This window comes from Nucisporomicrobium flavum, from assembly GCF_016464385.1.
Taxonomy (GTDB): Bacteria; Actinomycetota; Actinomycetes; order Mycobacteriales; family Micromonosporaceae; genus Actinoplanes; species Actinoplanes flavus_A.
In genome coordinates this window covers 297,518-315,658 of the sequence record NZ_JADMLH010000001.1, presented here as the reverse complement: position 1 = coordinate 315,658, position 18,141 = coordinate 297,518, and the positions used below count along the sequence as shown (strand labels likewise).

Sequence of the window (18,141 nt, the reverse complement as noted above, 5' to 3'; positions counted from 1 at the left end):
GGTCGTTTCCGACACTGTCCCGCCGCCGGGGACCACGACAAGATCGAGAACATGGAAACAGGGCAGACCATCGCGGTCTACGGCGCGTACGGACACACCGGCCGGTTCGTGGCTGCCGAGCTGCGCGAGCGTGGACACCGTCCGTTGCTGCTCGGCCGGGACGGGGACCGGCTGGAGGCCATGGCGGCGGATTTTCCGGGCGCACCGCGGCGCCACGCCCCGGTCGACGACCCGATCCGGCTCGACCGGGCGCTGCACGGCGCCGACGCGGTGATCAACACGGCCGGGCCGTTCGCCGCCACCGCCGGCCCGGTGATCGACGCGGCGCTGCGGGCCGGCATCCCGTACGTCGACGTGGCGGCCGAGATCGAGGCGAACGCCGACACGTTCACGCGGTTCGCGCGGCCCGCCCGTGCCGCGGGCACCGTGGTCGTGCCGGCGATGGCCTTCTTCGGCGGCCTGGGCGACCTGCTGGTCACCGCCGCCATGGGCGACGCGACGTCGGCGGACGAGGTCCACGTGGCGTACGGCCTGAGCAGCTGGCACCCCACCGGTGGCACGCTCGCCGCTGGCCGGGTGTCCTCAGGGCGGCGCGGTGGGCGGCGCATCCGCTACGCCGGCGGGCGGCTGCAGCTGCACGACGACCCGGTGTCGACGGTGGACTGGGAATTCCCGGCCCCGTTCGGGGTCCGGGAGGTGATCAGCGAGTTCACCATGGCCGACGTCGTCACCGTCCCCAGCCACCTGGCCGTCCCGGAGGTGCGCACCTACCTGACGACCGGGGCGGCCTCGGACCTGGCCTCCCCGGACTCGCCGCCCCCGGCCGCCGTCGACGACCGCGGCCGCTCCGCGCAGAGCTTCGTCGTCGACGTCCTCGTCCGCAGCGGCGGTACGCAGCGCCGCCTGGCCGCCACCGGTCAGGACATCTACGCCGTCAGCGCGCCGCTCGCGGTGGAGGCCGTCGACCGCATCCTCACCGGCCGGACCCGGACGACCGGCGTCGCCTCGGCCGGCGCGATCTTCGACGCCCCCGATGTCCTCGCCGCCCTGTCCGCCCACCTCACCGTCCGGGCGCCGGCCGTGACCCTCCGGGCGCCGGCCGTGCCGGGCGGGCTCACATCCGCCGGATGATCTCGGCGAGGTCCGGCGGATCCAGCCCGGGCAGGCCGGGCAGCTCGTCCAGGCTCCACCAGCCGTGCCCGGCCAGCGCCTCCTGCTCGTCGGGCAGCAGCCCGTCACGCCGCAGCGCCGGCCGGGACCCGGCGAACCGGGCCAGGTAGAAGTGCTCGGGCCCGCCGAAGCGGCGTCCCCTCCAGACGAAGTCGCGCTCGACCTCGATGCTGCGGTCCAGCACCGCGGCCGGGTCGAGGCCGGTCTCCTCGGCCAGCTCCCGGCGGGCCGCCTCCAGGTGGGTCTCGCCGGGGTCGAGGCCACCCCCGGGCGGCTCCCACACGAGGTGCCCGTCGACCGGGTCGATCCAGTGCATCAGCAACACGCGGTCGTTGGCGTCGAGGCAGATGACCCGCGCGGCCGGGCGGTGGGTGAGATCCATCAGACCACGATGAACGATGGCGGCGGGTGGCGCAGGAAGTCGTGGTGCGAGATGTCCCACGCGTACGCGCCGGTGCGGGCGAACAGCAGCACGTCGCCGATGCGCAGCCGCCCGGCCCGATGGTCACGCGACAGCACGTCACGCGGGGTGCACAGCTCCCCGACGGCGTCCACGACCTCGTCGGTGATCCCGGGGCGGGGCCACTCGTACGGCCAGCGCTCCCGCTCGAGCACCGTGAACGGGTGGCTGTAGCCCCAGGCGGCGGGGAGCCGGAAGTGGTGGGTGCCGCCGCGCAGCACCGCGAACCAGCGGCCGTGGGTGCGTTTGAGGTCCAGCACCTCGGCGGCGTACCAGCCGGCGTCGGCGGCGAGCAGGCGACCCGGCTCGACGATCAGCTCCACCCCGGCGGGAACGTCCACGGTGGAGAGGGCGGACAGGTCGATGGTGGCGTCGGAGAGGTAGTCCACGCCGAACCCGCCGCCGGCGTTGACGGTGCGCAGGGTCAGGCCGTGGCGCCGGGCCGTGGCGGCCGACCAGTCGAGGCATCCGGCCAGGAAACGGGCGTGCGCGGCGCCGTCGAGGTTGTTCGACACGGCGTGCAGGTGGAAGCCGGTGATCTCCACGTTGCCGGTGCGCTCGGCGAGGATCCGGGGCAGGTGCTGCTCGTCGATGCCGAACGGGGTGGGCGTACCGGTCATGGTGTGGCTGCCCGTGAGGCCGCCGGCCGCGCGGTTGACCCGTACGCAAGCCTGCACGACGACCCCCGCGGCCCGGGCGAGGCGATCAAGCCGGAGCAGCTCCTGGCCGCTCTCGATGTTGATCTGCGCGCCCGCGGCGACCGCCGCGGCCAGCTCGGCGTCGGTCTTGGCAGGACCGCCGAAGACGATGCGCCGCGCCCCCGCGGCCACGGCCAGCTCCAGTTCGCCGCCGGAGGCCACCTCCAGGCCGTCGCACTCCTCGGCGAGGGTCCGCACGACCTCCGGATGTCCGTTGGCCTTGACCGCGTACAGCAGGGTCGTGCCGGCCGGCAGGGCGGCACGCACGTCCGCGGCCCGCTCCCGCAAAGACCGCCGGTCGTAGACGTACGCGCAGACCGGCGACTCGAGCCCGGCCAGGGCGGCGAGGACCCGCTCAGGCGCGCGCATGCAGCGGATTCTCCACGGGCAGGTACGCGTCGCCGCCCCCGGCCAGCCGCATCCGCACCAGCGCCTTGTGCGGCACGGTCGCCGCGGTGAACGCCGCGTGGTCGTCGCGCCCGGCGCCGCCCAGCGCGTCGTACGTCTCGTCGACGACGGCCCGGACCAGCCGCCACGCCCGGTCCTCGGCGAGGCCGTGCGACTCGCCCAGGCGCAGCACCAGCTCGCCGAGGTGGGCCTGGAACGCCGTGTACCCGAGCTTGGCGCGCAGCACGGCGACGTCCCCGGTGGCCACCACGGACGCGGGCCACAGCGCCACCTCGTGTCCCGCGCGGGCCAGCCGGCCCGGGTGCAGCCGCAGCCCCGCGAAGTCGCGGACGGCCAGCCGGTGCGGCACCCCGCCGGTGAAGGTCGGCAAGCAGTTCTGCAGGTGCGCCTCCAGCGCCACCCCGCGTACGGTCAGGCGCAACAGCGGTGGCAGCAGGAGCCGGGCGTACGCGTCAAGGAAAGCGGCGGCCGCGCTCGTGTCGTCGCGGCGCCCGGTGGTGGCGGCGAACTCCCCGACGAGCCCGGCGGCCAGCAGCGGCAACGCCCCGCCCGGCACGGCCCGCTCGCCGGGGTGCAACCGCCCGGTGAGCCCGTCGCGCAGGATCGCCGACATGTCCCGCCCCGACCCGGCCGGTACGGCGGCTCCGGCGGTCTCGGCCATGAGCAGCAGCCGGTCGGCGTCCGGGTCGTCGGCGACCAGCTGGTGCAGCACCCGCGACACAGCGGGACCGTTGCGGGTGCTGGCGATCGAGATGCTGCGCCGGGTGGAGGTCACCTGGATGTCCAGGGACACCTTCACGTAGCGGCGGCCGCCGTCCGCTGCGACGGGCAGCAGCAGCGTGCGCAGCGCGGCCGTGGGCACCGCGCCGAGCTCGGCGTCGAGGATGCGGACCAGCCCGCCGGCGAACAGGTCCCCGTACCGCCCGGGCAGGACCGTGTCCCGCTGCCACGGATGCACCGGTTGCAGCCGGTATCCGAGTGGCAGTTCCGGCAGCTCGGGGTACGCCGCCCGCAGCGCCGCGCCGACGTCGTCGCCCAGGTGCACGTCGTCGCGGACGGCGAGGAACCCCACGCGGGTGTGCCCGGCTTCCAGGTCGTGCTCGAGCACGTCGGTGGTGTCCCAGCCCAGCCGCGTACGCCCGCACGGGTGCAGGTTGTGCCCGGCCACCGCGAGCCGTTCCGCGGCGACGGCGGCCTCGTCGGGGTCGCCGCCGTCGCGGGGCCCGGGGCGGGCCATGGCGATGGCGAGGTTCACCACGGCGTTGCGCAGCTCGGCGGCGAAGCCGGCCGCGTTGCCGGGCAGGTCGGCCGGGAGCAGATCCGCGGGGTCGTCGGCGCCGGCGTGGGCGTACTCGACGCGGTGGAACGCGTGGAAGCGGTCGCCCGGCGCGGCCGGCAGCAGCCCCTCCCGCACGAGCGCGCCGCGCAGCCGCCGCCCCACGATGTCCGCCGCCTCGGGCAGCGTGGCCATGAACGGGTCGTGCAGGTCCGGGGCGTGCACCGCCAGGGACGCGCCGGCGTGGGCGGCGTGCAGGGCGAGCCGGCGGGCGGTCAGGCTGCGAGTCATGCGGCGAGGGGGTTGTCGTGGTACGCCCACACGTCGGCCAGCGGGTCGTCGGCCAGCCGCATCGCCGTCGTGGCCTTACGCGGCAGCGGCTCGGTGAGCAGGGCGCGGGCGTCCGGGGTGGCGACCGTGGCGATCGCCTCCGCGGCGGTGGCCCACAGCTTCGCGGGGTCGGCGCCGGCGGCGGTCAGCACGGCGATGAGCTGCGGCGCGACGGTGCCCAGCACGGCGGCGGCGAGCTTGGTGCGCAGCTCGTGCGGGTCGTCCGTGGGCAGGTCCCCGTGCAGCGGCGGGGCGTCGTGCCCGGCGGCGCGCAGCCGGGCGGGGCTGACGCGCACCCCGCCGAAGTCGCGGTAGATGATCCGGGTGGGCCGGCCCCGGTCGAGCACGACGAGCGTGTTCTGCCCGTGCGCCTCCAGCGCGACGCCGCGGTGCAGCAGGGCCAGGAGCGGCGGGAACAGCAGGTGACAGAGGTCGCGCCACCACGCGTACGGGTCGGCCGCGGCGTGCAGCAGCAGGGGGCGGCCGTCGTACGGGTCGGCAGCGGCCAGCGCCCCCAACGGGACCACCGTCTCGCCGGGCCCGAGCCGTGGCGCCTGCCGGTGCAGGTGAGCCAGGTGGCGGCTGGGTTCGCCGTCGACCAGGACGGCACCGGCCCCGGACTCGGCGAGCACGGTGAGCGGCAGGCCGGCGGTGAGCGCCCCGAGCAGCGCGGACAGGACCGGGCCGTTGTGCAGGGCGGCGGGGGAGACCGTACGGACGGCGGAGGTCATCTGCACGTCGACCGTGGTCTTGACGTGGCCGGCTCCGGTGTCGACGGTGCGCAGGGACATCAGCGGGCGTACGGGCCCGGTCTCGCCGTCGGGCCGCAGCCACGGGTACGCCTCCCGCAGATGCCGGGCTTGCCACGGGTGGGCGAGCAGGACCGGTTCCCCGGTGCCGTACCAGCGTCCGGTGGGGACGCGCAGGCGGGTCAGCCGCAGGGTGGGGCGGTGCTCCGGGGCGTACGCGAGCACGTCGGCGACGCTCATCCCGGTGCGCGTACGGCAGCAGGGGTGCAGCGGGTGCCCGTCGGCCACGAGCTGCTCCACGGTGGCCAGGTCCGGGGCCAGGTCCAGCAGCGGGCGAGGGGTGGGCGGGGGCGGGTCCGCGTACGCGAGGGCGAGGTTGACCACACTGTTGCCGATCTCGCCGGCGAACGTCTCCGGCCAGCCGAGCCGGCGCACGAGCACGACCGGGTCGGTGATGGTCTCGCGGCCGAGCCGGCAGGCGAGCCCCGCGGCGACCGGCTGGAAGGGCGTGACGGCCGGCATGACCCGTCCCGGGCGGGGAAGCGGCTCAGCTGCCGCCGCGCCCGCTGCCGGCCCTGGCAGGGGCTGGTTCGCCGGGGCGCCCGCTGCCGGCCCGCGCCCCAGCGGCGGCTCGGTTGCCGGAGCGACCGTTGCCGTCCTGGTGCCGGGGAGGGGCTCGTGTGCCAGGGCGATGAGCAGCCGGGCGAGGATCTCGGCGCGGGCGCGCGGCAGGGCCCGGTCGTAGGCGTCCACCAGCCCGGGTCGCAGGGCCTGCAGCTCGGCGCGGGTCACGGCGCCCATTCTGCACCTGTAACATCCTAGGACGCTCTACAGGGTGTGCGCGGAGTCGCCCCCGTCACCAAAGATCAAGAACAAAAAGGAATTCAACGACCCGCCACAAATCAAGGTCTTCCTGGCCTGGCGGCGGTTGTCGTACCCGGGGTGGAAGATGCTCTCGCTGTCGGCTGAACGAGGGGGCGGGTCGTGGGATTGCGGGTGGATCTGACGTTCGACTGCGTGGCGGCGGGACCGTTGGCGCAGTTCTGGAAGGTGGTGCTGGGCTACGAGGACGAGCCGCCGCCGGCGCCGTTCGCGACGCGTGAGGAGTGGGTGGCGTCGTTCGGGGAGCCGGAGGAGGGCGAGGGCGGCGGGGCGTGGCTGCGGGATCCGGCGGGGGTGGGTCCGCGGCTGGTGTTCCTGGAGGTGCCGGAGCCGAAGGTGGCGAAGAACCGGCTGCACCTGGATGTGCGGGTGGGGCGGGGGCCGGATGCGTGGGCGCGGGTCGAGGCGAAGGCGGCGTCGCTGGTGGCGGTGGGTGGCCGGGTGCTGGCGACGGTCGCGGGGCATCACGTGGTGATGGCCGATCCGGAGGGCAACGAGTTCTGCGTGGCGGCGTGAGGTGCACCGGGGCCCGGTGCGGCCGTCCCGGTCGGCGCGGCTGCGTCCCGCGCCGTGACCGGGCGGGTGTGCGGTCGTGCCGGACCGCACCGGGTGGTCGGTGGTGCTGTCCGGTCCAGTGTGGAGGTGGTGGGTGGTTGTGGGCAGCGGCCGATCGTCCGATGGACCCCTGACGGATGTCATGGGCCGGTCGTGACGGGTGTGCTGCGTGGGCGGGGGTTCGTGGGGTGAGGGTGGTGGCATGACAGTCGCTGCGGTGAGTGAGGGTGTGGCTCGCGGGTCGGGGGTTCCGGCGGTGGAGCTGGACGGTGTGGTGAAGCGGTTCGGGGATGTCGCCGCGGTGGACGGGGTGAGTCTGCGGATCGGTGCGGGTGAGGTGGTGGCCCTGCTGGGTCCGAACGGGGCGGGCAAGACCAGCACGGTGGATCTGCTGCTGGGGTTGTCGGCACCGACGCGGGGGTCGGTGCGGGTGTACGGGCGGGCGCCGCGGGAGGCGGTGGCGCTGGGGCTGGTGTCGGCGGTGATGCAGACCGGCGGGTTGCTGAAGGACTACACGGTCGAGGAGACGGTGCGGTTGACGGCGGTGTTGTTCGGGCGGCCGCGGTCGCAGGTGGGCGAGGTGCTGGAGCGGGCGGGGATCGCGGACATCGGGGGGCGGCTGGTCGGTAAGTGTTCGGGTGGCCAGCAGCAGCGGTTGCGGTTCGCGATGGCGTTGTTGCCGGATCCGGAGTTGCTGATCCTGGACGAGCCGACGACGGGGATGGATGTGGGTGGCCGGCACGAGTTCTGGTCGGCGATCCGGGAGGACGCGCGGTCGGGGCGCACGGTGGTGTTCGCGACGCATTACCTGGAGGAGGCGGATGCGTACGCGGACCGGGTGGTGTTCGTGCGGCGGGGCCGGGTGGTGGCGGACGGGACGGCGGCGCAGGTGAAGGCGATGGCGTCGGGTCGTACGGTGCGGGCGACGTGGCCGGGTGCGGACGAGGCGGCGCTGATGGGGTTGCCGGGGGTGGATTCGGTGGAGGTGCGCGGGGATTCGGTGTACGTGCAGGGCCGGGATTCGGATGCGGTGGCGCGGTTCCTGTTGTCGCGGACGCCGGCGCGGGATCTGGAGATCACGTCGCGGAATCTGGAGCAGGCGTTCCTGGCGTTGACGTCGGACGATGCGGCGGGTGCGGGCGGGACGATGACGGCGGTTGAGGGTGCGGGGGGTGTGCGGTGATGACGGCTGCTGTGGTGCGGGAGCGGAGTCTGCCCCGGCTGGGTGGGTTCTCGTGGGGGATGATCCGGCTGGAGTTGCGCCGGTTGGTGCGTAACAGGCGGACGGTGATCTTCACGTTCGTGATGCCGGCGCTGTTCTTCCTGCTGTTCGGTACGAGCGAGTCGTATCGCACCGAGCGGGTGGGCGGCGGCAACGTGACGGGTTTCGTGCTGGTGAGCATGGCGGTGTACGGGGCGATGCTGGCGACCACGAGCGGTGGGGCGATGGTGTCGGTGGAGCGGGCGGCGGGGTGGAGCCGGCAGTTGCGGTTGACGCCGTTGCATCCGGTGGCGTACGTGGCGGTGAAGCTGGTCCTGGCGATGATCATCGGGGCGGTGTCGGTGGCCGTGGCGTTCGTGGTGGGTGCGTTCGCGGGGGCGGAGCTGCCGGCGGCGGCGTGGGTGGAGTGCGGGGTGCTGGCGTGGGTGTGTGCGCTGGTGTTCGCGGCGTTCGGGCTGTTCATGGGTTATCTGTTGCCGAGTGAGAACGTGATGCAGATTCTGGGTCCGATGCTGGCGGTGCTGGCGTTCGCGGGCGGGTTGTTCGTGCCGGTGGATCTGATGGGTTCGACGTTCGCGACGCTGGCGAAGTTCACCCCGGTGTACGGCGTGGGTGAGCTCGCGCGGTATCCGCTGGTGCGGGAGGGGAATCTGTGGCTGGCGGGATTGAACGTGCTGGCGTGGACGTCGGTGTTCACGGCGGGCGCGGTGTGGCGGTTCCGGCGGGACACGGCCCGGGTGTGAGCGGCCGCGACGCCGACGAGCCTGCCGTCGCCGGGACCGCCGGCGGCGGCCCCGGCCGCCCCGGCGACGGCCGCCCGGCCCCCGGTGACGGCCGCCCGGCCCCCGGTAACGGCGACGGCGCGCGCGGCCCCGGGGTCGTCGACCGCGGCTCCGGCCCGGGCGGCGACGACCCCCGCGGCGACCCAGACCCGGGCGACGACCCCCGCGGCGACCCCGGCCCTCGCGGCGCCGACCTCGGCCCCGGCCGGCCCGGCGACGGCGCGGGTGGGGCCGGCGGTTCGGGGGTCACGGTCGCGTTGGGGGGTCCGCGGGCGCGTTTCGGGTGGTTGTTCGCCGCGGTGTGGCTGTTCTACCTCAGCGAGAACCTGTCGGCGCTGACGGCGCGGGGCAACGACTGGCAGCGTGATCTGGGGCTGGCCGCGCTGGCCGGGTTCGGGGCGCTGTACCTGGCGATGGTGAGCTGGTTCAGCCGGGCGGGGTCGCGGCAGGCGCGGCTGCGGGGTTCGCCGCGGGTGTGGGCGGGCCTGGCGGCGATGCTGGCGTTGACGGTGGCGCAGGTGCCGGGGGCGGGGTTCCATGCGCTGACCTGCCTGGTCTATGTGGCGTCGACGGCGATGGCGTCGTTGCCGCTGGTGCAGGCGGCGCCGTTCGCGGCGTCGCTGGCGGTGGCCGCGGAGGTGCTGGCGTGGCGGATGCCGGGGTGGGAGGACAACGGGTACGGGCTGGGGGTGTTGCTGGGGTCGGCGGCGGTGTGGGGGTTGCGGCTGGCGGGGGAGCGGCAGGCGCGGTTGGCGGTGGCGCAGGAGGAGCTGGCGGTGATGGCGGTGCAGCAGGAGCGGGCGCGGATCGCGGCGGATCTGCACGACATCCTGGGGCATTCGCTGACGGTGGTGACGGTGAAGGCGGAGTTGGCGCAGCGGTTGCTGGATGTGGATGTGGAGCGGGCGCGGCGGGAGTTGCGGGATCTGGAGGTGCTGGCGCGCGACGCGTTGTCGGATGTGCGGGCGACGGCGATGGGGGTGCGGGGGATCTCGTTGCCGGGGGAGATCGCGGCGGCGCGGGCGGCGCTGGCGGCGGCGCATGTGGTGGCGGAGTTGCCGGGGGCGGCCGATGAGGTGCCGACGCGGGTGCGGGAGTTGTTCGCGTGGACGATCCGGGAGGCGGTGACGAACGTCGTGCGGCACAGCGGGGCGAGCCGGTGTGTGGTGCGGTTGTCGCCGGGCAGCGTGGAGATCGTGGATGACGGTCCGGGTGACGGGCCGCCGGCGCCGGACGGTCAGGGTCTGGCGGGATTGCGGCGCCGGGCGGAGGCTGCGGGGGCGCGCTTGGTGGTGGGGCGGCGGGCGGACGGGCCGGGTTTCCGCGTACGGGTGGAGGTGCCGGAGTGAACGTTTTTCAACCTGACATCGAGCCTGAGGGCGCCGGCCCGTCGACCGGCGACGGGCCGGCGCGGCCCCGCCACGGTGAAAAACGTTCAGTGATCCGGGTGTTGCTGGCTGATGATCAGGCGCTGGTGCGGGGTGCGATGGCGGCGTTGCTGGATCTGGAGCCGGACCTGTGTGTGGTGGCGGAGGTGGGTCGCGGCGACGAGGTCGTGGCGGCGGTCCGGGCGCATGCGGTGGATGTGGCGTTGCTGGATGTGGAGATGCCGGGGATGGACGGGGTGGCGGCGGCGCGGGAGGTGCATCGGGCGGTGCCGGGGTGCCGGGTGTTGATGGTGACGACGTTCGGGCGGGCCGGTTATCTGCGGCAGGCGATGGCCGCGGGGGCGAGCGGGTTCGTCGTGAAGGACACCCCGGCGCGGCAGTTGGCGGATGCGGTGCGCCGGGTGCATGAGGGGTTGCGGGTGGTGGATCCGGGGTTGGCGGCGCAGTCGCTGGCGCAGGGGGATTCGCCGTTGACGGAGCGGGAGACGCAGGTGCTGCGGTCGGCGCGGGACGGCGGCACGGTCGCGGACATTGCCCGTGAGCTGCATCTTTCGGAGGGGACGGTGCGTAATCACCTGTCGTCGGCGATCGGGAAGACCGGTGCGCGGACGCGGGCCGAGGCGGTGCGCCTGGCGCGGGACAACGGGTGGCTGCTGACACTTTAGGCTTTTTCCGGCTACAACCGATCAGCAACCGTGGGTGACCGCTGGTTGCACCCTGAGACACGAAAAGTTCCCCCTGTCAGCCGGTGAGCCGTCACCGGGAGACGGGATACGAGGGGGAACACACGATGTCCGCAGCGACCGCGCCGAAGACTGTCAGCCGTGAGCTGGAGGGCCTGATCCGCGAGAACATGCCGCTGGTGGGGCACCTGGTCCGGGAGATGCTGTTCAAGGTTCCCGCGCATGTGCACCGTGACGATCTGGCCTCGGCCGGGTACGCGGCGCTGGTGACGGCGGCGAAGGCGTTCGACGCGAAGCGTGGCATCCCGTTCGGCCGGTTCGCGGCGGTCCGGGTGCGGGGTGCGCTGCTGGACGAGCTGCGCGGCATGGACTGGGCGAGCCGGTCGGTGCGGGCCCGGGCGCGGCGCGCCGATGTGGCACGGCAGGAGCTGACCGCTCAGCTGGGGCGTACGCCGACCCCGACGGAGCTGGCGGAGCTGCTGGGTGTGGGTGTCTCGGAGCTGGCGGCGGTGGATGACGACGTGCAGCGCGCGGCGGTGCTGTCGCTGCAGGGTTTCTCGGCGGGCACGGCTGAGGACATGGTGACGGAGGCGTCGCTGAACCCGGAGGAGATGCTGCTGCACCGTGAGCGCATCGGGTACCTGCACGACGCGGTGGCGGTGCTGCCGGAGCGGCTGCGGTTCGTGGTGGAGGCGTCGTTCCTGCAGGAGCGGCCGCTGTCGGAGGTGGCGGCGGAGCTCGGGGTGACCGAGTCGCGGGTGTCGCAGCTGCGGACCGAGGCGCTGGCGTTGCTGCGTGACGGGCTGGGCCGGCACATGGAGCAGCAGGACACGGCGGCGGCGAAGGGTGACGGGTGTGTGGCGCGGCGCCGGGCGGCGTACGCGGCGCAGATCGCGAGCCGGTCGACGATGGCGTCGCGGCTGGCCGTGACGGACGCGCAGGGCACGAACAAGGCGATGGCGTACGCCGCCTGAGTCGTACGAGCCTGACGACGGGCCGCCGCCGGGTCACGGTGGCGGCCCGTCGTCAGGCGTGCTCGATTCCGAGTTCCCGGAGCAGGATCGACAGGGCCGCCGGATCGGCGAAGATGAGCCCGAACCCTTCGCCGTTGTGCGCAATGTCGACGAAAACCCGCGGATCCGTGCTGTCGCGCGGCGTCAGTCGGTCGGCGATCTCGGCGATCATCAGCGTGTCGATGTACCGGTCGGATCGATGCTCCAGATGCCAGACGAGTTCGTCGTCGTTGACCAGCATCCGGATGCGCTCATCGCCGGCTTCTTCGAAGAGTTCCACGTCGGTGATGGTCACCGCGCCTCCGCTGCTGGCGGTCAACCGGTCGAACAGCTCTCGATAGCCCGTCAGGAGGGTGTCCACTTTCGGGTGTACCCGCACGCCGGGGCCCCATTCCTCCATCATGCTGAGGAGCGCTCCGGCGAGGTCCTCGCCGTAGCAGGACACCGGCTGATCGCGCAGGTCGTCCTCGTCCTGCCCGGCCACTACGGCGATGCCGAGCTCCGACGCCCGGTCCGCCACCTGTCCCACTGTCGTCAGCACCGCCATACCCATCCTCCGGTGTCCGCTGTATCCCGGGGGATGGTAGTGGGCGGCCGCAGCTCATCGGAAAAGCGGTTGCGGGCCGGTACGGAGCCGGGCAGGGTGGCCGATGAGCATCGCCGAACCCCGTAGGAGCCGACGCTTCCATGTGATACCGACCCGACCCGCCACGCGCCGCTGACTGTCCGCGCGCGTGCTGGTCGCCGTACCCGTGTCGGTGTCTGCATTTCCGCGGAGGTCTGCGTGCTCAAAGCCGTTTCGCTCAGCTGTTCCCACGACGGTGATCCGCTGTTCACCGGGTTCGGCCTGGTGCTCGGCGCCGGTGACCGGGTGGGGGTGGTGGGCCCCAACGGGGCCGGCAAGACCACCCTGCTGCGTGCGCTGGCCGGGGAGCTGCCCCCGGCGTCCGGGACGGTGGTGCGCGGCCCCGGCACCCGCGTGGGGTACGTGCCGCAGCAGGTGGTCGCCGGGCACGCCACGGTGGGTGGGTTCCTGACCGCGGGGCTGGGTGAGCTGGCCGAGGTGACCGCGCGGATGCGCCGCCTGGAACGGGAGCTCGCGCAGGGCCGTGACGTGCTGACCGCGTACGGCGAGACCCAGGACCGGTGGAGCACCCTGCGCGGCTGGACCGCCGAGTCCCGGCTGGCCGAGGTGCGGTTGCGCCTGGACATCGCCCACCTGGACGACGACCGGCCGCTGGACGAGGTCAGCGGCGGCGAGCAGGCGCGGCTGCTGCTGGCCCGGGCGCTGCTGGACGAACCGGACGTGCTGCTGCTCGACGAGCCCACCAACCACCTCGACGCTGAGGGCGCCGCGTGGCTCGCGCAGTGGCTGGCCGGGTACGCCGGCGCGGTCCTCGCGGTCAGCCACGACCGGGCGTTCCTGGACACCGCCGTGACCCACGTCATCGAGCTCGACGGCATCCACGACGAGCCGCAGGACTACCCCGGCGGCGGCTACGCGGCGTACCGGCGGGAGAAGACGCGCCGCTGGCAGAAGCTGCTGCTGGACTACGAGGCGCAGGAGAAGGACCGCCGCCGCTGGGAGGACGACATCGAGCGTACGAAGGCGCAGTCGGTGTTCGTGGAGACCACGGTGCGGTCCGGGGTGGAGGCGCCGCACCTGCGCCGGATCGCCCGCAAGGTGGCCCGCAAGGCGAAGGTGCGCGAGCGGCGGCTGCGCCGGCAGATGGAGTCGGTGCGCTGGATCAGCGAGCCGCGGACCCGCCCGCCGCTGACCCTGGCGTTCCCCGGTGACGACGCGCAGCCCGGCGAGCCGCTGATCGCCGTCCGCGACCTCACCGTCAAGTGGGGCGAACGGGTGGTCCTCGACGGCGTCGACCTGGACGTGCGCCGCGGCGACCGGATCCTGGTCACCGGGCGCAACGGCTCCGGCAAGACGACACTGCTGCGCGAGCTGCAGGCGCAGGCGGGAGTGCCGGTGGCGGTGCTGCCGCAGACCGACGCGGGCCTGCGTACGGACGCCACGGTGGTGGAGTTCTTCCGCTCGCGGGTGCCGGTGTACGCCGACGAGGCCGAGGCGCTGCTCGCCGGGCACCAGTTCGGCCCCGACCAGTGGACCGCCGGGGTGCGCAGCCTGTCCGCGGGGGAGCTGCGGCGGCTGCTGCTGGCCGTCATGGTCAACAGCCCGGCGCGGGTGCTGCTGCTCGACGAGCCGACGAACTACCTGGACTTCGACGCGCTCGACGTGGTGGAGGAGGCGCTGCGGGCGTACCGGGGGACGCTGGTGACGGTCACCCACGACCGGTGGTTCGCCGATGCGATCGGGCACACCCGCACCTGGCATGTCGAGCACGCTCGGGTGCACGCCGGCTGAGATCATGGCGGGCATGTCCCTGGTACCCCGGCAGAGCGGCGGCGCGGTCGCGGTCGGCGGCAGCGCCGAGCAGGTCACCGAGGCGTGGCTGCAGAACCGGCGGCTGTCCGTGCACACCCGCGACGCGTACCGGCGGGATGTGGCGGCGTGGCTGGCGTGGTGCGCCGCCCGGGAGGTGGACCCGCTGCGGGCGTCCTTCCTGGACGTCAACGCGTACGCGCGCGGCCTGGAGGCGGCCGAGCTGGCCCCGGCGACGGTGGCGCGCAAGCTGTCCGGGCTGTCCAGCTGGTACGACTTCCTCGTCAAACTGCGGGCGGTCGACGCGAACCCGGTGGCCGGCGCGGACAGGCCGTTCGTGTCCCGCGACCACTCGGCCACCGTCGGGCTGAGCCCGGAGGAGGTCGACGCGGTGCTGGCCGCCGCGCAGGCCGGCACGGGAGCGGCGGCGGCCCGTAACCACGCGGCGATCGCGTTGCTGGCCGACCTGGGGCTGCGTGTCGGTGAGCTGGTGGGCCTCGACGTCGCCGACGTGGGGGTCGAGCGCGGGCACCGCAGCGTGCGGTTCGTCGGCAAGGGCGGCAAGCCGCGGCGGCGGGCGCTGACCCCGTACGCCGCGGTCACCTTGGACGCGTACCTGGCGCAGCGCGCGGCCGCGCAGGGCACCACCGCGGACCGGCTCGACGGGCCGCTGCTGGTCACCGCCTCGGGGGCCCGCCTGGACCGGCACGCGGTGTTCCGGCTGGTCCGGCGGCTCGCGCGGGAGGCCGGCGTACCGGGCTGGGAGCGGTTGTCGCCGCACTCACTGCGGCACGCGTTCGCCACGACGGCCCGCGCCGAGGGGGTGCCCCTCGAAGACGTGCAGGACGCGATGGGTCACGCCGATCCGCGCACCACCCGCCGCTACGACCGGGACCGGCACAACCTCGACCGTGACCCGGCGTACACGATCGCGGCGGCGCGGGTCCGTCGCAGCGGCGCCTGAGCGACCCCCTATCCTCGACCGCGGTCGGGCTGTCGATCTCGGGACGGGGTTGGGTTGAACATCATCGAAGCGGTGCTGCTGGGCGCGGTGGAGGGCTTCACCGAGTTCCTGCCCATCTCCAGCACGGGCCACCTGACCATCCTGGAGAAGCTGCTCGGCTACCGGATCGACGCGCCCGACATCACGGCGTTCACGGCGATCATCCAGTCCGGCGCGGTGCTGGCCACGGTGATCTTCCTGCGCCACGACCTGATCCGGATCATCACGGCGTGGCTGCGCGGGGTGTTCAGCAGCGAGCAGCGCGGCAACGCCGACTACCGGTTCGGCTGGGCGGTCATCCTCGGCTCGATCCCGATCGGCATCATCGGGCTGCTGTTCCAGGACACCATCGAGACCACGCTGCGCAGCCTGTGGTTCGTCGCGGGCGCGCTGATCCTCTACAGCGGTGTGATGTGGTTCGCCGACCACGCCGCCACCCAGGTGCGCCACCAGGAGGACGTCACCTGGAAGGACACCCTGATCATCGGTACGGTGCAGTGCCTGGCGCTGATCCCCGGCGTGTCCCGCTCGGGCGCGACGATGACCGCGGGCCTGCTGCGCGACCTCGATCGGGTGACCGTGACGAAACTGTCGTTCTTCCTGAGCATCCCGGCGCTGCTGGGCGCGACCGTGCTGCAGACCGCCCAGGAGTACGACGGCATCTCCACCGCCAACGGCGGCGTCGGCTGGCCGGCCACGATCACCGCCACGGTGGTCAGCTTCATCGTCGGCTGGTTCGCGGTGTCGTGGCTGCTCAAGTTCATCGCCCGGCACTCGTACTCGATCTTCATCGGCTACCGGCTGGTGCTGGGCGCGCTGCTGATGGTGCTGCTGGCGACCGGCGCCATCGACCCGAAGTGACCCCGGGGGCGGCGCGGGCGGTCGCGCACGTGCGCGCGCTCGGCGCCGCCGGCCGGCTGCCCGTGCCGGCGGCCCGGATCACGATCAACTTCCACCCGGACCGGCTGCTGGGCGACGGGCGTACGGTCGCCGAGCACCTGGCCGCCGAGGGTGTGTACCGCAGCCAGTTCGAGACGCGGATCTCCAACGGCGGGCTCACCGCGTACCCCGGCGGCGACCGGGACCGGTGGGAGCAGCGCATGTTCGCCGGGGCGTACCCGAGCGAGGTCAGCGCCGGGCGGCCCGTGTACGGCGCGCTCAACCTGGCCGGGCACCCGGACGGGGCGGCGCCACGGTTCGGCAGCTGCCACCTGCGGCTGCGGGCGGCGGCCGCCGAGCGGGCCACGTACAGCCACGGCGACAGCGTCACCGAACCGGAGATCGTGGGCACCGCCGACGCGTTCGGCGGCATCTGGGCGGCCCTGCTCGAGCAGGTGGAGCGCACCGGGCAGGCGCTGGGCGTGAACGCCGCCGCGGCACCGCAGTGGATCGCCGCGCTCACCGCGCCGCGTCGCGAGCCGGGCCGCACCCTCGACGACTACGTCGAGGCGCAGGTGCACGGCGGCGTCGACCTGGCCACCGACGTCGAGGCGATCGTCTGCGACCCCGCATTCGCCGGTACGCCCACCGCCGGGCACCTGGCCACGATCGCCCCACTGGAGTGGCATCCGGGTTTCGTGCTGGACGCCGCCGGGTTCGGCGCGCAGCTGCGCGGACCCGACGCCGAGCGGCTGGCCCGCGCCCTGGGCCCCGGCCCGATCGACGCGGCCGTGATCGGCGCGGCCAGCCACCGTACGGGCGACTTCGCCGGGTTCGGCGACCACGCCACGGTGCTGCAGCTGCTGAAGTACCTGTGGCACATCCTCGTGATCCGGGGCCACGCGCGACGCGGATGACCGGGCGAGGAGATTCATCGACATTCGTTGTCCTATGCCCGATCCGGCGTTAACGTAGCGCTTGCGAACCAGTACTCCCCGCAACGTCAGGAGCGCCGCCGTGGCCGACGTGCTGACCGACCGCCTCCCGCTGTTCCCGTTCCGCAGCCCCGACGAGGACCCGTTCACCCCGGTGACCCCGGCCGACCGGCGCCGCCTCGACGGGCCCGTCACCCGGGTACGGCTACCCACCGGCGGCTGGACGTGGCTGATCACCCGGCACGCCGACGTCAAGCAGATGCTGCGCTCCGACGCGTTCAGCGCCGACATGACCCGGCCCGGGTTCCCGCTGCTGCGCACCCCGCCGCCGGCCACCCCGCAGAACCGCCGCGGCGGGTTCATCCGCATGGACGGCGAGGAACACCTGCGGCTGCGGCGCATGCTCACCCCCGAGTTCATGATCAAGAACGTCCGGCGGATCGAGCCGCTCATCGGTGACGTGGTCGACGGCGCCCTGGACGCCCTCGAAGCCGCCGGACCGCCGGCCGACCTCGTCGCCACGTTCGCGCTGCCCGTACCGTCGCTGGTCATCTGCCACCTGCTCGGCGTGCCGTACGCCGACCACGCGTTCTTCCAGCAGCGCAGCGCCGTCATGCTCGACCAGGGCGCCGACCCGCTCGCCGTACGCGACGCCGCCACGAGCCTGCGCGCGTACCTGGGCGGGCTCATCGAGACCAAGCGCACCAGCGGCCGCCCCGGCGACGACCTGCTCGGCCGGCTCGTCAGCGACCGGGTCCGCACCGGCGAGCTCGAGATCGGCGAGCTCATCGGCATGGCGCTGCTGCTGCTCATCGCCGGGCACGAGACCACCGCGAACATGATCGGGCTCAGCGTGCTCCTGCTGCTGCAACGCCCCGCCGTGTGGCAGCGGCTGCGCGACGGCACCGACGCGGACGCCGACACCCTCGTCGAGGAGCTGCTGCGCTACCTCACGATCATCCGGACCGGGCTGCCCCGCCAGGCGATCCGCGACGTGCAGATCGGCGGCCGGCTCATCCGCGCCGGCGAACCCGCCACCGCCCTGCTGTCGCTGGCCAACCGCGACGCCGAGGTGTTCGACGACGCCGACGAGTTCGACCCGTACCGGCAGGCGCACCAGCACGTCGCGTTCGGCTTCGGCGTGCACCAGTGCATCGGGCAGCCCCTGGCCCGCGCCGAGCTGCGCATCGCCCTGACCCGCCTGGCCCGGCGCTTCCCGGGCCTGGCCCTGGCCGCCGACCCGGCCGCGCTGCCCAAACGGGAGATGTCCATCGTGTACGGCCTCGCGGAAATGCCGGTGACGTGGTGAGCGC

General features: G+C 73.8%; 17 protein-coding genes. 12 read left to right on the top strand and 5 right to left on the bottom strand.

Features of this window, described 5'->3' with window-relative positions:
- The first annotated feature begins 51 nt into the window (after window positions 1-51).
- Window positions 52-1,131: a saccharopine dehydrogenase NADP-binding domain-containing protein gene (locus IT780_RS01545; protein ID WP_199509526.1), complete on the top strand. Its 1,080-nt coding sequence runs from the start codon at window positions 52-54 to the stop codon at window positions 1,129-1,131.
- On the opposite strand, the gene IT780_RS01540 is transcribed toward IT780_RS01545, so the two are convergent.
- From IT780_RS01540 to IT780_RS01525, 4 genes are read right to left on the bottom strand one after another with little or no spacing between them, the layout of a single operon-like run.
- Entirely contained in the window at window positions 1,115-1,552 is a 438-nt protein-coding gene (locus IT780_RS01540) for an NUDIX hydrolase (protein ID WP_199509525.1), read from the bottom strand. The two genes, IT780_RS01545 and IT780_RS01540, sit on opposite strands and share 17 nt — an antisense overlap.
- Entirely contained in the window at window positions 1,552-2,697 is a 1,146-nt protein-coding gene (locus IT780_RS01535) for an alanine racemase (RefSeq protein ID WP_199509524.1), read from the bottom strand. The genes IT780_RS01540 and IT780_RS01535 overlap by 1 nt, the downstream gene beginning before the upstream one ends.
- Window positions 2,684-4,303 carry an IucA/IucC family protein gene (locus IT780_RS01530; RefSeq protein WP_199509523.1) on the bottom strand — a complete coding sequence of 540 codons (1,620 nt, stop codon included), beginning with the start codon at window positions 4,301-4,303 and terminating at the stop codon, window positions 2,684-2,686. The genes IT780_RS01535 and IT780_RS01530 overlap by 14 nt, the downstream gene beginning before the upstream one ends.
- Complete coding sequence (locus IT780_RS01525) at window positions 4,300-5,892, bottom strand: IucA/IucC family protein (protein ID WP_199509522.1); 1,593 nt, start codon at window positions 5,890-5,892, stop codon at window positions 4,300-4,302. Before IT780_RS01525 ends, IT780_RS01530 begins: the two co-directional genes overlap by 4 nt.
- Window positions 5,893-6,075: 183 nt before the next feature.
- On the opposite strand from IT780_RS01525, the gene IT780_RS01520 reads away from it, so the two are divergent.
- The 6 genes from IT780_RS01520 (at window position 6,076) to IT780_RS01495 (ending at window position 11,577) form a co-directional block, all read left to right on the top strand.
- Window positions 6,076-6,489, top strand: coding sequence for a VOC family protein (locus IT780_RS01520; RefSeq protein WP_199509521.1), 414 nt, complete (start codon window positions 6,076-6,078; stop codon window positions 6,487-6,489).
- 241 nt (window positions 6,490-6,730) lie between these two features.
- Entirely contained in the window at window positions 6,731-7,711 is a 981-nt protein-coding gene (locus IT780_RS01515) for an ABC transporter ATP-binding protein (protein WP_199509520.1), read from the top strand.
- Entirely contained in the window at window positions 7,711-8,493 is a 783-nt protein-coding gene (locus IT780_RS01510) for an ABC transporter permease (RefSeq protein WP_199509519.1), read from the top strand. The genes IT780_RS01515 and IT780_RS01510 overlap by 1 nt, the downstream gene beginning before the upstream one ends.
- Window positions 8,490-9,881, top strand: a complete 1,392-nt coding sequence (locus tag IT780_RS01505) for a sensor histidine kinase (protein ID WP_307830992.1) — start codon at window positions 8,490-8,492, stop codon at window positions 9,879-9,881. The genes IT780_RS01510 and IT780_RS01505 overlap by 4 nt, the downstream gene beginning before the upstream one ends.
- Before the next feature lie 89 nt (window positions 9,882-9,970).
- Window positions 9,971-10,585, top strand: a complete 615-nt coding sequence (locus IT780_RS01500; protein ID WP_199510033.1) for a response regulator transcription factor — start codon at window positions 9,971-9,973, stop codon at window positions 10,583-10,585.
- 125 nt (window positions 10,586-10,710) lie between these two features.
- Entirely contained in the window at window positions 10,711-11,577 is an 867-nt protein-coding gene (locus IT780_RS01495; protein ID WP_199509518.1) for a sigma-70 family RNA polymerase sigma factor, read from the top strand.
- A 52-nt stretch (window positions 11,578-11,629) separates the two neighbouring features.
- Here the strand turns inward: IT780_RS01495 and IT780_RS01490 are convergent, their stop codons facing one another.
- Window positions 11,630-12,163 carry a hypothetical protein gene (locus tag IT780_RS01490; protein ID WP_199509517.1) on the bottom strand — a complete coding sequence of 178 codons (534 nt, stop codon included), beginning with the start codon at window positions 12,161-12,163 and terminating at the stop codon, window positions 11,630-11,632.
- 237 nt (window positions 12,164-12,400) lie between these two features.
- Between IT780_RS01490 and IT780_RS01485 the strand changes: the two genes are divergently transcribed.
- The 5 genes from IT780_RS01485 (at window position 12,401) to IT780_RS01465 (ending at window position 18,137) form a co-directional block, all read left to right on the top strand.
- A complete protein-coding gene (locus IT780_RS01485; RefSeq protein ID WP_199509516.1) occupies window positions 12,401-13,993 on the top strand; it encodes an ABC-F family ATP-binding cassette domain-containing protein in 1,593 nt (530 codons plus the stop codon).
- Window positions 13,994-14,006: 13 nt separating this feature from the next.
- Entirely contained in the window at window positions 14,007-14,975 is a 969-nt protein-coding gene (locus tag IT780_RS01480; RefSeq protein ID WP_233412041.1) for a tyrosine-type recombinase/integrase, read from the top strand.
- A gap of 54 nt (window positions 14,976-15,029) precedes the next feature.
- Complete coding sequence (locus IT780_RS01475; RefSeq protein ID WP_199509514.1) at window positions 15,030-15,875, top strand: undecaprenyl-diphosphate phosphatase; 846 nt, start codon at window positions 15,030-15,032, stop codon at window positions 15,873-15,875.
- Complete coding sequence (locus IT780_RS01470) at window positions 15,872-16,810, top strand: DUF3626 domain-containing protein (protein WP_199509513.1); 939 nt, start codon at window positions 15,872-15,874, stop codon at window positions 16,808-16,810. The genes IT780_RS01475 and IT780_RS01470 overlap by 4 nt, the downstream gene beginning before the upstream one ends.
- A 100-nt stretch (window positions 16,811-16,910) precedes the next feature.
- Window positions 16,911-18,137, top strand: coding sequence for a cytochrome P450 (locus IT780_RS01465; RefSeq protein WP_199509512.1), 1,227 nt, complete (start codon window positions 16,911-16,913; stop codon window positions 18,135-18,137).
- The last annotated feature ends 4 nt before the right edge of the window (window positions 18,138-18,141 follow it).